Annotated in this window: 10 protein-coding genes and 2 tRNA genes; 3 read left to right on the plus strand and 9 right to left on the minus strand. The window is 61.6% G+C overall.

Annotated elements, in window-relative coordinates; genetic code table 11:
- Window positions 1–434: 434 nt before the first annotated feature.
- Window positions 435–510 (minus strand) — tRNA-Glu (locus CKO23_RS16370).
- Between the two features lie 59 nt (window positions 511–569).
- Window positions 570–645 (minus strand) — tRNA-Ala (locus CKO23_RS16375).
- A 252-nt stretch (window positions 646–897) separates the two neighbouring features.
- On the opposite strand from CKO23_RS16375, the gene CKO23_RS25730 reads away from it, so the two are divergent.
- Window positions 898–1,038 (plus strand): transposase family protein, encoded by a 141-nt coding sequence (locus CKO23_RS25730; protein WP_242482496.1) that lies wholly within the window; start codon window positions 898–900, stop codon window positions 1,036–1,038.
- Window positions 1,039–1,144: 106 nt separating this feature from the next.
- Complete coding sequence (locus CKO23_RS16380) at window positions 1,145–2,107, plus strand: tyrosine-type recombinase/integrase (protein ID WP_440870571.1); 963 nt, start codon at window positions 1,145–1,147, stop codon at window positions 2,105–2,107.
- A gap of 16 nt (window positions 2,108–2,123) precedes the next feature.
- Here the strand turns inward: CKO23_RS16380 and CKO23_RS16385 are convergent, their stop codons facing one another.
- Genes CKO23_RS16385 through CKO23_RS16415 form a run of 7 tightly spaced genes read right to left on the minus strand, consistent with a single transcriptional unit; the run spans window position 2,124 to window position 12,611 of the window.
- On the minus strand, window positions 2,124–2,840 hold the full coding sequence (locus CKO23_RS16385) for a M48 family metallopeptidase (protein ID WP_200332895.1): 717 nt from the start codon (window positions 2,838–2,840) through the stop codon (window positions 2,124–2,126).
- A complete protein-coding gene (locus CKO23_RS16390; protein WP_200332896.1) occupies window positions 2,840–5,959 on the minus strand; it encodes an HsdR family type I site-specific deoxyribonuclease in 3,120 nt (1,039 codons plus the stop codon). The genes CKO23_RS16385 and CKO23_RS16390 overlap by 1 nt, the downstream gene beginning before the upstream one ends.
- Window positions 5,956–6,936: a Fic family protein gene (locus tag CKO23_RS16395; protein WP_200332897.1), complete on the minus strand. Its 981-nt coding sequence runs from the start codon at window positions 6,934–6,936 to the stop codon at window positions 5,956–5,958. Before CKO23_RS16395 ends, CKO23_RS16390 begins: the two co-directional genes overlap by 4 nt.
- Entirely contained in the window at window positions 6,933–8,243 is a 1,311-nt protein-coding gene (locus tag CKO23_RS16400; RefSeq protein WP_200332898.1) for a restriction endonuclease subunit S, read from the minus strand. The genes CKO23_RS16395 and CKO23_RS16400 overlap by 4 nt, the downstream gene beginning before the upstream one ends.
- Window positions 8,243–8,971, minus strand: a complete 729-nt coding sequence (locus CKO23_RS16405; protein WP_200332899.1) for a hypothetical protein — start codon at window positions 8,969–8,971, stop codon at window positions 8,243–8,245. The genes CKO23_RS16400 and CKO23_RS16405 overlap by 1 nt, the downstream gene beginning before the upstream one ends.
- A complete protein-coding gene (locus tag CKO23_RS16410) occupies window positions 8,968–9,873 on the minus strand; it encodes a hypothetical protein (RefSeq protein WP_200332900.1) in 906 nt (301 codons plus the stop codon). Before CKO23_RS16410 ends, CKO23_RS16405 begins: the two co-directional genes overlap by 4 nt.
- Entirely contained in the window at window positions 9,873–12,611 is a 2,739-nt protein-coding gene (locus tag CKO23_RS16415) for an HsdM family class I SAM-dependent methyltransferase (RefSeq protein ID WP_242482497.1), read from the minus strand. Before CKO23_RS16415 ends, CKO23_RS16410 begins: the two co-directional genes overlap by 1 nt.
- Window positions 12,612–12,701: 90 nt before the next feature.
- Here CKO23_RS16415 and CKO23_RS16420 point away from each other — a divergent pair, with 90 nt between their 5' ends.
- Window positions 12,702–13,775, plus strand: a complete 1,074-nt coding sequence (locus CKO23_RS16420; RefSeq protein ID WP_200332901.1) for a hypothetical protein — start codon at window positions 12,702–12,704, stop codon at window positions 13,773–13,775.
- The last annotated feature ends 15 nt before the right edge of the window (window positions 13,776–13,790 follow it).

Genomic DNA, 13,790 nt, shown 5'->3' on the forward strand with positions numbered 1-13,790 from the left:
ATCAGATCGAGATGTGGTTCTCGATCCTGGCGCGCAAAGTCCTGCGCCGTGGCAACCTCACCTCCATCGACGACCTTCAGAAACGCATCAGCGATTTCATCGACTTCTTCAATCGCACGTTGGCCAAGCCCTTCCGCTGGACCTATGAGGGAAAGCCGCTCGCAGCATGAATGATTAAACAGTCTCGGGATTTCCACTCTGTTGCACTAGCGATTGTGACCTGATCGCCACGGCTGGCGGATGCTGGAATTCTGGAATGCTGGAGATGGACAGACAGCGCCACGCCAGACATCGTGTCGCACCACCAGCGCACCGAGGGCAGCGAAACACGAGTTTAGGGCAGAGTGAGCGGTGGAGCTAAGAGGTAGGTTACAGCGGGTTTTCAGCCCAAACGAAAAAGGGGCTAGCCGTTTCGGCTAGCCCCTTCCTTAAAATGGCGTCCCCACGGGGGTTCGAACCCCGGTTACCGCCGTGAAAGGGCGGTGTCCTAGGCCACTAGACGATGGGGACAGAACTTGATATTCCAAGGATTCCGGCTCTTGACCCAATAACCGGATTCTGTCGAAGTTTGGTGGAGCCAGGCGGGATCGAACCGCCGACCTCAACACTGCCAGTGTTGCGCTCTCCCAGCTGAGCTATGGCCCCAGTGCTCTGAGACGCGAAATACTAAAGGACATTTTCCGCTTTGTCCAGATTTTTTTCGCCTTTGTCGTGCCGACAGCAGCTTTATATTTTTGGCCAATGTCTCTGCCAACCTTCGGGGCTTGTGCCCCAAGCGAAGGGCGAAGATTTTACAGCGATTCGTAATCGGTGACTAGTGCAGGGCGAGCGCATATAAACTTTATTTTTGGCAGTGCGTTACGGCAGTATTGAGAGAAACCTTGTCAGGAGCCCCTCATGTCCGCCAGTTTCCTTGAGCATTTCGCCCCGCTTCAAGACCCGCGAGTGGAGCGCAACAAGCTCCATGCCCTACTGGATATCGTGTTGCTGGTGGTCTGCGCGGCGACCAGCGGGGCCAACGGCTGGGGGTCGGGCTGAGAAACTTCGCAAGCAGGTCGAGGAGGCGCAGGCGGTCGAGCGCCATCAGGCGGAGCTGTCCCGCATTGCGGCTGAGAACGCGGCGCGACGGACCTTCAAGGATGCGCTGAGCCAGTGGGAGAAGGCGGAACTGTCGCGGCGCAAGGATGGCGGCAAGGAATCCATGCGGGCGATCGAGAAGGACATTCTTCCGGTCCTGGGCGAGGTGGCGCTGGTTGACCTCAAGCGATCCATGCTGGTGGATGTGCTCGATGGTGTGGTCGAGCGCGGCGCGCGGGTGATGGCGAATCATCTGTTCGGTGATCTGCGTCAGTTCTTCAATTTTGCGCTGGCGCGGGAATGGGTCGAGGCGCACCCGCTGGCGGGGTTGACCAAGGAGAAGATCGGCGGGCGGCAGAAGGAGCGGGAGCGCTATCTGTCCGAGGAGGAGATCATTGATCTGAAGAAGCGCCTTCCGTCGGCGAACCTGCTGCACACGACGGAGCTATCCATCTGGATCATGCTTTCGACCTGCTGCCGGGTGGGCGAGCTGTCACAAGCTAAATGGGCGGATTTGGACCTCGATAAAGGCGAGTGGTCCATCCCTGCCGGCAACAGCAAGAACGCCAAGGAGCACACCGTCTATCTTTCCGACTTCGCCAAGACGCAGTTCCAGGCGATGAAGACCCTGACCGGCGATTCGGATTGGTGTCTTCCGTCCCGAGACGGCATGGACCATATCTGTTTGAAATCCATCACCAAGCAGATCAAAGACCGCGTGCGCGATGAGCCGCTGTCCAACCGGACCAAGGCCACGGGGGTCTTACTGCTCTCGGGTGGGGCCTGGACGCCTCATGATCTGCGCCGCACGGGCGCGACCATGATGGGCGAGCTGGGCGTGATGGGAGAGGTGATCGAGCGCTGTCTGAATCATGTCGAGCAGAACAAGCTCAAGCGGATCTACCAGCGCCATGAGTTGAAGGCAGAGCAGCGGGATGCTTGGCGACGGCTTGGGGATCGGCTTGCGTTACTGTTGGCTGCCGAGGAACAGGAAAATGTCGTCATCGGTCGGTTTTCACAGACTGCTTGAATCCACGACTCGCATCTCACTCCCCCCACACCTCCGCTGTCAGCGGCAGCTCGTTGAGTTCCGCACGGGCTTCACGCCAGGTCGGGTAATGTTCCCCAAGGATGGCGAGGAACCGCTCGCTGTGGGTTGGCTCCAGCAGATGCACCATTTCGTGCACCACGACATATTCCAGGAGGTCCCTCGGCTTCTTTACCAGTTCGGTGTTGAGACGGATATGCCCGGCTTCGTGGTTGCAGCTTCCCCACTTGGTTTTCATTCGTTGCAGGAAATACGCCGAGACCTTCACTCCTAGCTTTGGCTCCCACTTGCCGATGATTGATGGCACCACTTGGTGAAGCAGGGACTTGTGCCACGCATGCATGACCTCAGCGCGCTTGTCGTGATCGCTGCCCGGTCGCACGGTCAGGGTGATGCGCTTGTGGTCGAGGGTGACGACGGGCGTGATGTCGCGCTCGACGACCGTCAGGAGATGCCGCCGCCCCCAAAGGTAGTGACTCTCACGCTCGATGAACTGCCGTGGCGTCTCTCGCGCCTGGTTGCTCAGCGTCTCCTGCTGTTGGCGAATCCAACCCAACTTCGAGATCGCGTAGGCGCGGGCAACCTCAAGGCGCGTGCCCGTCGGAGCGGCTAGCGTGACCCGACCGTCCGGCGGATGCACGGAGAGATGCACGTTCTTGATGGCCTTGCGCGTCACCAGGATCGAGATCTCCCCAAGCTGGATGGTCTCGGTCATCAGTAGCCTGGTTGGTTCTTGATGATTTCAAAGATCGCCTGTGTCGCTGCCCGATCCCGCGACAGCAGCGGAAACAGCGCATTGAGCACCTGCGCCTCGCGGGTCGAGTCCCCTTTCCAGCCAGCCGGTGCCTTCTGCTGCATGGCCTCGTCGATGTCCAGAGCGAGCTTTGCCTTGTCTTCCGAATCTGTCGGGCACTGGAAGCTGGAGGCCGCGATGCTGTCGAGATTGTTGAAGAGCACGATGGCTTCCGGGTGACCGTTCAGGATCTCAGGCCGGGCGCCCACGTCCTTTTTTGCCAAGCGTCTGACCAGTGCCTCTGCGTTCTGGAGGAATGTTTCGTAGGCGGAGGCGCCGACCCGACTCTGGGCGATCAGGTCATCCAGCAGCTTCGACATCTCCGCGTAGAACTTCGGATCGGTGAGTTGATCACGGATGATGGTCTTACGGACGTTGTTGACGATCCCCTCGGCGACGGCGTTCTTCGAGAGCTTGCCCTTCGCGTTGAGCTTCTTCGCGATGGCGTCGTGGATACCGGTCTCGATGATCAACTCGACCAGAGAATACTGGTCGATCGTGCCCTGCGGGTCGGCCGGGTCCGCCTGAACGTAGGTGTTGAGCAGGTGGCGCATGTCCGCCTCGTAGGGCTTGATGTCCAACTCCTCGCCCGAGTGCTTCTTGATCGCGGCTCGTGTGTCGCCGTAGAACTCCACTTCCTGCCGCAAGGCGTCGGCCTCGGCGTCTGTATAGCCCGCCGCCGTGAGATCCTGGGCAATCGAGGCGAAGGCGCGCACGAAGGTCGCCACCGCCTTGTAGAAGGAAACCCGAAGCACTTCGGTGTCGTTTAGAGCGCTCGGATCGCTGGCGTCGCCGCAGAAGTAATGCAGATACTGCTCGACCTCGCGAGGCGGCGGCACCGGCTCGCACAGATACCGGAGCGCCTCGCGCGCCGCATCGAGCTGTTTCTTGCCTTCCTTCAGCCTGTCTTTCAGATAAGCGTTGTTGTCCTCCTTGGTGCCGCCGTCGACATCCAATTCGTCGGAGCTATAGACCGCGATGGCCTGCTGCACGTCCCCGAACAGCTCCTTGAAATCGACGATGTGGCCATAGTCCTTGTCGTCGCCGTCGAGGCGGTTGGTGCGGCAGATGGCCTGGAAGAGATTGTGGTCGTGCAGCTCGTTGTCGAGATAGACGTAGGTGCAGGAAGGGGCATCGAAGCCGGTCAGCAGCTTGCTGACCACGATCAGCAGCTTGCAGTTGGCAGGCTCCTCGATGAAGCGGCGCTTGATCTCGTCCTCGTACTGCTTCGTGCTCTGCCCAGCGGTCAGGACATGCTGAGTGTAGGTGTCGAACTTGTAGCGTTCGTCGCTGTTCGCCGGCTCCCTGGAGATCGCGTTGTGGTTCGGCTGGAACGAGGTGACGATGCCGCAGTATTGGCCGAATGACGTGTTCCGGAACAACCGGTAGTAGTGGCAGGCGTCATAGATCGAGGCCGCCACCAGAAGCGCCGTGCCGCGGTCATTATTCAGGCGCGGACGCAGACCGAAGTCCTCGATGATGCTGGCGATGATCCGCTGCTTGCGCTCTGCGGCGCTCATCAGCGCTTCCATGGTCGCCCAGCGCTTGCGCAGAACAGCGCGCTGGAAGTTGTTCAGCCCCTTGGTCGTCTTGTCGAACCAGGCGTCCACCTTCTTCTGCTGGGTCAGGCGCTCGGGCACATCACGGGCCTCGTACTTCAGGTCGAGGACCACCTTGTCGGCGACCGCCTCATGGAACTTGTAGGTGTCGATGTAGGTGCCAAAGACCTGCCGCGTGGTCTGCCTGTCCTTCCGCAATAGAGGTGTGCCGGTGAAGCCGACAAAGATGCCGTTCTCCAGCCAGCGCTTCATCTGGCGGTTCATCTCGCCGCCCTGGGTGCGGTGGCACTCGTCCACGAACACATAGAAGCGGCCGTGAATCGGGGGCGGTTCGCTCTTGATGTCCGGCTCGAACTTGTGGATCAAGGCGCACAACAACCGGGGCGTGGTGGCCCCCAGCTTCTCGACGAACTGAGCCCGCGAGGTGATGCGCGGCGAAGGCGCATCCTCGGCAATGACGCCCGCGTTCTTCATCACGCCCAGGATCTGCTGGTCCAGCTCATCGCGGTCGGTGATGATCAGGATGCGCCCGTCGGGGTCGTGCTCCAGCAGCCACTTGGCGAGCAGCACCATGAGGATGCTCTTGCCGCTGCCCTGGGTGTGCCAGATGACGCCGCCCTCGCGCTGCCTGATCCGCTCCTGCGCCTTCTTCATGCCGACGAACTGATGGGGCCGTGGCACCTTCTTCTGGCCCGCGTCGAAGATGATGAAGTTCCGGATCAGGTCCAGCAGACGGGTCTTCTCACACAGTTGCGCCAACGGACGGTCCAGCAGGACACCGGCGGCGGCATAGAAACCACGCGCGTCGGCAACATCCAGCTCGAACGCGTCCTTGGCGCCTCGCTCTTTCCACTCCACGAAATGCTTCTCCGGCGTGCCGGTGGTGCCGTAGCGCAGCCCTTGCGAATCATTGCCTGCAAAGACCAGTTGCACCGTACTGAAGAAGCCCTTGTTGAAGATCTCCTCCTGGTTGGTGATGAGCTGGCGCACGCCGTCCGCCACCTCCACCGAACTGCGCTTCAGCTCGATCAGGGCGATGGCGATGCCGTTGATGTAGAGCACCAGGTCGGGCCTGCGCTCGTAGCCGCCGCGCAGGGTGACCTCCTCGGCGAGGGCGAAGTCGTTGCGCTCCGGGTGCTCCCAATCGATGAGATGCACCGTCTCGTGGGACTGACCGGCGGCGGTCTGCACCGGCACGCCATAGCGCAGCAACTGGTAGGTGCGCAGATTGGCCTGATAGAGGGTGATGCCCGTCGCGTCGGCGGCGGTCTCCAGCTTCTGAAGTGCGGCGGAGATGTGCGCGGCCGAGTAGCCCCGCGCGGCGAGATTGTCGCGTAGCAGATCCGTCTCGATGGCGCGGTTGTTTGGGCGCTTGCTCCATTCGCCGAGGTAGCGGTAGCCGAGGCAATCCTGGCGAGCCTCGTCCGTGAACAAGGAGAGCACGCGGTTCTGTGTCAGACGTTCGGATCGCGGCGCAGTCACGGCAGGATCTCCCAGCGACCGCCCTTTTGCGGACCCACATGGCGCAGTTTGCCGGCCTTGACCAGTTTGGCGCTGGCCATTTCGACCGCCCGCACCGAGCGTCCGATCACGGCGGCCACCTCCGCCAGCGTCATCTCGGGGTTCCGTCCGAGCAGCTCCAGCAAGGCTATCGGCGTTTTCACCGACGTTTTCGCCGAAGGATTCACCGAAGTCCCGTCCGCGATTGCCTGTCGCAGGGCGGTGGCGAGTGCATCGAGCATAAACAGGATGAAGCCACTGCAATCGGCGGCCTCGTCCGCTTCTCCCAACACCCGATAGTAGGCGTCCTGTCGGCTCCTGATCACGGTCTCGACGGGCAGATAGGCGAGTATGGGCTGCCAGCGGCTCAGAATCAGCGTTTGCCAGAGGCGCCCGACGCGCCCATTGCCGTCGCTGAAGGGATGGATGAACTCCAGCTCGTAATGCATGGCAGAGGATGCGATCAAGGGATGGGCCTCCGTACTGGACAGCCAGCCGAGCAGGTCGTCCATCAGTCGGGGCACCTGGCTCGGTGGCGGCGCCATGTGAATCAGCCGATCCGCCCGGTAGATCCCGACCCCGCGCTGGCGCAGATGCCCGGCATCATCGGCCAGCCCATGCAACAGCAGCCCGTGAGCGGCCAGCAGATGGTCCAAGCGGGACGGGTTCCAGTCGGGCAGGGCCTCGTAGGCGTTGAAGGCGTTGCGCACCTCCTGGATCTCGCGGGGCAGACCCAGCACCGGCTTACCGTCCAGCACGGCGGTCACCTGTTCCACGGACAGGGTATTCTGCTCGATGGCCAGGGATGCCTGGATGGTGCGGATACGGTTGCCCCGGCGCAGCTGCGGCACCAGCCCGGCGCGGCTGGCCTCTTTCCAACGCCCCAGCCACTCGGCAATCTCCGCCACCTTGGAGAGCGTGGCGTGGTTGAGACTGAACGGTGGCTGGTAGGCACTCATACCAGCCGCGTCCTCCCAGTGAGTAGTTCCTGCATCATCGCCTGCTTGAGGGCGCGGGTCTTGTCGCGGCGGGCTTCGAGCGCTTCCAGTTCGGCGTCCATGTCGGAGAGGGTTTCGGCGATGGCGGTTTGTTCGGGTAGGGATGGCATGGAAAACTCAAGCGACTCAATGCTACTCGGCTTCAAGTTGTTAATGCTCGATCCGGCAAGCAGATTGTTGATGTAATCACGGTATTGAGCGGTCAGGAAAAGATAGAAGACAAAGGCGGGGTTCGCCTCGGCGGAGTTCGTGCGAAAGCAGCCCATGAATGCGCCGAACGTGTAGTCGTGGCCATCGTTTACCCGAAAAAGCCCGGCCTTGCCAACGAGAGCTTTGCTGCCGTTGGCCATACAAATGAGGATGTCATCTTTCTCGAGGAGTTGGCGCGAAGCTACCCTTGCGGCATTCACGAACTGAACTTCATTGGTGACAATGGTTGCGTTCTGAACGTTGTTGGATCGGAGGAGGCGCTTGGTATGTGGTGAGTCGTAAGCCGCAAGGTCACTGTCCCCTCGGTAGCTCACGCCTCGCAGACAATTCCCGGAAGCCCCCAGCCGCTTTATCTCCCAGTCCCCGCTGAAACCAGGGAGGCGGGTCTGGCCGGTGAGGAGTTGCTGCATGGCGGCCTGTTTGAGGTCGCGCTTCTTGGCGATGAGCCGGTCCAGCCCGCCCAGCAGGGCATCCACATCGCTCAACGCCGTCGCGATGGCGCGTTGTTCGGCCTCGGTCGGAGGCCATGCAAGAATGAGGTTCTCGAATCGCTTGCCGCCGAGATGGGCGATCGAGGTCGTCTGCAGAGCGACTCGTGCGAATACGCCGGATTGTTGCGAAAAGCGAAAAAGGTGGGAGGCAAACTCACCGCATACCCCCGGCCGGGCTCTGAACCGGAGAAGCTGGTTCTGTATCGCGCATGGTTCCGGATATTCCTCGCGATACATCGCGCACCGGCCCACGAGTTCGAGACTTTGTCCCTCGTTCAGGAGTACGTCACCGCTTCTGAGCGCGAACTGGGCAAACTGCGCCTCAGTCATTGGCATCGTCAGGACATCATCAATGTCGATTCGTCCGTCGAAGACGTTCTTGGTGCGCAAGTACGGTCGCTGTTGTCCTGGGGCACTCGCCGCCAGAGCTTTCCCTGTCAGCACTTCGCCCTTGCGACCAACGGGTGCCGGATCCCAGTCCACCGGTACGATTCCAACATCCGTGCGCTTGTAGCCGGATGGAATCTCTGTGGCGCTGCACATATCGAACCTGACCTCTCGATTCATTAGGCCGCCGCGAGCAGCGCAAGCGGCCGATGCTCATCCGATTCATAGAAACGCTTTCCAGCCTTCCCCGTAAAACGCGCCTCGCACAGCAGTCGAAACTGAGTGGGCGCCTGGTGGTTGTTGCGCGCGACCCTCAGTTGAATCGGGGTTTCGCGCATGACCACGCGCAGACTTTGATTCAGATAGCGCGGACAGTAGCCGAGCGGTTGCGCCGCGCCATCCTCTAGCCTCAGCGCGTAACGATCGTGCTGGTGGTCCTCGGGGATCAATTGCAGGGGCGTGCCGGGCTGAAGTTGGTCCAGCGCCTCCAGTGCCTCGGGCGGCAGATAGCGCAGGCCGTGGCTGAAGAAATCGAGCGTCATCCAACCCGAATCGTCCGGCTCCACTTCGGGGTAGACACAGAGGCTGTCGGTCGCTCGGCGTCCGCCGGAGCGTGCCAGCAGCTCCAGGGGGCTGGCATCCGCATCGACCCCCAACCAGTCCAGGTAGCAGGGAAACTCGGGGCGGGAGCGGTTGAGGATGCGGTTGGCGAAGAGCGGAAACAGGGTGTCCGAGTGATAGCAACGATAGAGATCGTGCATCCGACTCAGGTAGTCGAAGCGTGGAGATGCCTCCGCGCCGGCGGTATAGCAGAAGCGATAGCCGGTCTTGCTCGACTGAGTCAGACGGCCGACCGTGTGCCAGATTCGCGTTTCGGGATCCTGCCAGGCGATATAAAGGGTGTTCATGGTGTCAGGCTCTTGAGCAGTCGTTCTCGGTTCAGTTCGAGCAGGCGCATCGCAAAGGTTTTGGCGATCTGACTGGCCTCGCTCTCCTGAAGTTGCTCGAACAGTGCCGCGATGTCTTGCGCGTCGACCCTTTCAAGCTGTCTGAGCCAGATCTGTGCAGCGGTCGGTGATCTGCTGGCGGCTTTCTCGAATAGCTCAACCGTTTTTAGCGGCTTGGCGCTGTCCTGGCGCTCATAGATGGCCGATCTGGCTCGGTTCACATAGGTCGAGATGTGGCGGCCCCGGTCGCGGGTGGTCAATCGCGCCTCACGGTTGCTGTCGGTTTCATTTTGTCCCATTGAGGCGGCATGGTCGAAGCTCGGCGACAGATAGATCCGCTGTTGATAATGAATGACTCCCCAGTTCTCATGATGACGGTCTTGATTGGCAATCCAGGCGTCGAGCAGCAAATAGCCCAGGAAGAGGTCATAGGCCGTCGTGATCGAGTCAGCGGGCGGCTTCCAGTCCGGAGGGAGCCCGATGTCTCGGTGTGTCAGCAAGCCATGGATCCTTCCCAGCGTGTGATCGCTGACCTGTCTGACCTCATGGACCGGGTACTCCGGGTGGATCTTGGCCAACAACTCGTTCCCAGCGATCAAGCGGCCACCCTCGGGGACGATGAGCGGCGAGAGCACGCCCTTTTCATCCCCACGCACGGCGAACTCATAGTCGGCATGCGGGATGCCCAACATGGACGCAAGTCTCGCCGCGATCACCTCGGCCCAATTCTCGCCGGTGCCGGGCCGGCCGATCTTGAACAGATAACGACCGCTCTCCAATCTGACCCAAGACTTTTTCTTGGTTCCAAGCTGTTCGAGAAGCTCCGGAAGGCTGGTGTCGATGACCCGAACCGGGAACGTCATCAGCCGAAGTCCGGCCTCATGCGCTTCAGGTGCTCCGCGACCTTCGCGGACAGCGCCTCGACCTCATCGGTGAGCCGCGGCAGGGGTGTCGCATAGCGTTCCGCAAGCTGGCGCACGCGCCCCGTGAGCGTCTGGCTGACGCGATCCAGCTCACCTTGCACATCAGCCGCGAGCCGGGTGAGCCACTTGTCGTCTACCACCAGCGTCTTGATCTCGGCCTCGGTGAGCGTCGGGTATTTCTCGTAAGCGACCCGGTCGAGGGCTTCCTCGGCCGCCTTGAGCTTGGCCTTGAGTTCGGCATGCTCGTCCAGAAGCGCCAGATAGCGCACCGTGGCCTGAAGATCGCCGAAGCCCTCGGGAAGCGGGTCCTCGGCGAGCCGATCCTGAAATCCCGACTCGACCGCCGCGAAGCGATGCTTGGCCGCCTTATCGGCCTCCTTCCGTTGCTTGTCCGCTTCGACATAGTCGGTCAGCGCGGCCCGTTCCGCGCCGGGCGGAATCCGGCACAACCGATCCTTGACCGCCTTGAGGGTGAGCTTGCCCTTGGCATTCTTCAGGGCGGAGAACTCATGCTGATCGCTGAGCGCCTGCAGCTGTGCGGCCTGCGAATTCGCCGTCTCGATGCTGGCGCTATAAGCGGCATAGGCCGGCTTGTCCTGCTGGTCCCAAAGCGCGACCAGCGCCTCGGTGTAGGCTGTCTGGGCGTCGGCCTTGGTCGCGACATCGTTTAACACGCCCTCGTCGCCGCCGTGCTCTTCGGACAACTGATCGAGGCTGGCGGTGACGGTCTCCAACTCGGCCTGCTGGGCATCGATGGCCGCCTGCTCCTTGGCGAAGTAGCGGGCGACGATGAGCGGCTTGGGGATCAGATCGCAGGTCCAGCCCTTATCCTTCATCTCGCCCTTGCGCTTGCCGGCCTTCACCTCCTCCCTGACCCGATGGGTCTCAGCTACCCAGCCATCGGCGGCGATGAGGTAGCAGTCGTCTTGCATGGTCTCGGCCCAGTAGTCCATCAGGTGCTGGTAGACGGCGTAGGCATCGAGCAGGGGCGCGGCCCGAAAGGTGGCGAGCAGGTTCTCGGCGATGGTCTCGATGAGCGCCTTGGGATGATCGTCCTGGTCGAAGCCCTTCAGGCGCGGGAGGTTGGCCTCGCGCCATTGGGCGAAGCGTCGAGTCACATCCTGGTTGAAGGCGGTGAATTCCGGATGCCCCATGATGGCGGCCTGCACCTCGGCGATGGGCAGCCGCGGGTCGCTGTAGCCGGGCCGGTCGGCAGGCTGGAACAGGACGGCACGCAGGCCGGGGAGCACCTGCCAGTAGCGATTCAGGGCATCGATGTCGCGCTCTGGGATGCCTCCGCGCAGGTGGCCGTCGATGTCCTGGATGTCTTCCGCGGAGGTCGAGTCGATGTAGCGCGGCAGGTTGAGGTTGTAGTCGTTCTTGGGGTCGCTGATCTCGTCGAAGGGCACCATGCGGGCGTAACGCGGCGCCTCGCCCTGTTTGCGGAAGGCATCAACGATGCGGTGGATGTCCTGCTCGCGCAGGCGGTTTTTGTTGCCGTCTTTGATGAAGCCTTTGGATGCGTCGATCATGAAGACGCCCTTGCGGGCGGTGGCGTTCTCCTTGTCCAGCACCAGGATGCAGGCAGGGATGCAGGTGCCGTAGAACAGATTCGCGGGCAGGCCGATGATGCCCTTGAGGTAGCCGGAGCGGACCAGCCGCTCGCGGATGACGGCCTCCGCATTGCCGCGGAACAGCACGCCGTGGGGCAGGATGCAGGCACCTTTGCCCGCGCTCTTCATGCAGCGGATGATGTGCAGCAGGTAGGCGTAGTCGCCCTGCTTGGCCGGTGGCTCACCCCACTGGAAGCGCTGATAGGGATCATCCGAGGGCGAGAATCCAGCACTCCAATTCTTTTCGGAGAAGGGGACTCCCGCGATCACGTAATCATAGGTTCGCAACTGCGCGCCATTCGTAAACTTGGGCGAGGTCAGGCTATTGCCCAACTGGATATTGGCGGTCGGGAAGTCGTGCAGGATCATGTTCATGCGGGCCAGACCAGTCGTGGTCATGTCCTTCTCCTGCCCCTCCAGGGTGATGTGCTTCCCGGCTTGGGCCGCGACCTTCAGCAGCAGCGAACCCGAACCACAGATGGGATCATGGGCGGTCGTGGATGCCTTGGCATTCTCGGGCGAGATGCCGATCACCTGGGCGATGATGCGACTGACCTCGGCCGGAATGTAGAAGTAACCCTTGTCTTTGCCTGACTCCTGCGCGAATTGACGCATCAGATACTCGTAGGCATCGCCGAGAATGTCGTCGTGCTCCGCACGGTTCTTGGAGAAATCCAGTTCCGGCTTCTGGAAGATGGCCACCAGGTTCGTCAGGCGCTCCACCATCGCCTGGCCTTCGCCGAGCTTGTTCGGGTCGTTGAAATCGGGGAAGTCGCTGCGCGCGAGGCGGGCGTTGGCGTCGATGAGCGGCTGGATGATCTGGGTGTTGATCTTGTCGCCAATGTCGCTCTTGCCCTTGAGCGCAATCATGTCTTTGAAGCCCCCGCCGGCCGGGATGATAACGGGCGGGGCGAAGTCGTCGGAGTCGGCGTATTTGTCCGAGATGTACTTGATGAACAGCATGAACAGGACGTAGTCCTTGTACTGGCTGGCGTCCATACCGCCGCGCAGCTCATCGCAGGAGGCCCAGAGGGAGGAGTAAAGATCGGACTTCTTGATCGCCATGGTTCGGTTACAGCTGTTCCTTCGTTAAGACTGAGGCTCCGCCCTGAATGAGTGCCGCCGGCCTGATCCGCGCCCTCGATCGGAGCGCCCTTGCACCTGCCAGGCTCCCAGATCAGCACCCCAACCTTGTTCGGGGCGGACCGATGCTCCCGACAGTCCACAGCACGTCCTGCAGCGCAAACGCTGCAAAGTACAGGAAAAACCGCTAACGTCCAAAAAAAGCGATTGATACACGCCAAGGAGGAACGCATGACTCGCCACTACTCGATCAACAACCTGTCCCGCCAGATGCCGAACGCCTTGCTGGCGCGGTACTTCCAGATGCACGGGCTGTTCGGCGACCTGGATTTTGCGGAGATGAACGAAGGCACTCCGGATGCCCTGTTCGAGGCATGGCGGGATCTGTCGGACACCCAGCGCAATCCGTTGGAGGCGGAGTTGCGGCAGATCTTCGATATGAGCTGCGAGAAGGGCTGGCTGGCGATCCTCGACGAGGCGCGTTGGCAGTGTGGGGCGGATTCCGAGGCTTTCGCGTCTTTCTCCGACCAGCTTTCGGCCCTTTCCAGCCACTATGCCCGCGCGATGATCACCTTCCTCGACTATGGGCCTTGGTGGAAGGGCGCAACCCGCTTCTACCACGCGGACATGCTGTCCTATTGGCGCAAGCGCCGGAACCTGCCTCGACAGCAGGCGGCGGTCGATACCGCGAGCTTGCGGGAACTGGCCAACCTGATCAGTCACTACTTTCGCCATGCCGAAGGGCGTGGCCAGCATTGCGTGGTCGAGCCCTATCGACGCAACGATCTCGACTACTTCTTCGCCTTCCCGGAGGATCACTCACAGCAAGCCGCCGAATGGGTCAACGGGGAATTCCATCCGCTCTATCGGCACCAGCGCACAGGTGGTGATTGGACGCCGATGGGTACGCCGTCCAGTTGGACTGGACCGGCTGCAACTACGGCGGATCGCGTCCCTGGTTCCTCTGCCCGGCGAATGGCTGCGGACGACGGGTGGCCATGCTCTATCTCGGCGGCTCGGGCATCTTTGCCTGCCGGCACTGCTACCGGCTGGCTTATGACTGTCAGCGCGAAACCGACGATGACCGCGCGATGCGGCGGGCGGAGACCATTCGCCGACGGCTGGGCTGGGAGCCTGGCATCCTGAACTTCCCCGGTCGAC

Origin of the sequence: Thiocystis violacea (assembly GCF_016583565.1) — a bacterium.
Classification (GTDB): Bacteria; Pseudomonadota; Gammaproteobacteria; order Chromatiales; family Chromatiaceae; genus Thiorhodococcus; species Thiorhodococcus violaceus_A.

Excerpts from the sequence above, each read along its gene's own strand:
- CKO23_RS25730 (WP_242482496.1), top strand. The coding sequence starts at position 898 with ATGTCCGCCAGTTTCCTTGAGCATTTCGCCCCGCTTCAAGACCCGCGA.
- CKO23_RS16385 (WP_200332895.1), bottom strand. The coding sequence starts at position 2,840 with ATGACCGAGACCATCCAGCTTGGGGAGATCTCGATCCTGGTGACGCGC.
- CKO23_RS16395 (WP_200332897.1), bottom strand. The coding sequence starts at position 6,936 with ATGAGTGCCTACCAGCCACCGTTCAGTCTCAACCACGCCACGCTCTCC.
- CKO23_RS16400 (WP_200332898.1), bottom strand. The coding sequence starts at position 8,243 with ATGAATCGAGAGGTCAGGTTCGATATGTGCAGCGCCACAGAGATTCCA.
- CKO23_RS16405 (WP_200332899.1), bottom strand. The coding sequence starts at position 8,971 with ATGAACACCCTTTATATCGCCTGGCAGGATCCCGAAACGCGAATCTGG.
- CKO23_RS16410 (WP_200332900.1), bottom strand. The coding sequence starts at position 9,873 with ATGACGTTCCCGGTTCGGGTCATCGACACCAGCCTTCCGGAGCTTCTC.
- CKO23_RS16415 (WP_242482497.1), bottom strand. The coding sequence starts at position 12,611 with ATGGCGATCAAGAAGTCCGATCTTTACTCCTCCCTCTGGGCCTCCTGC.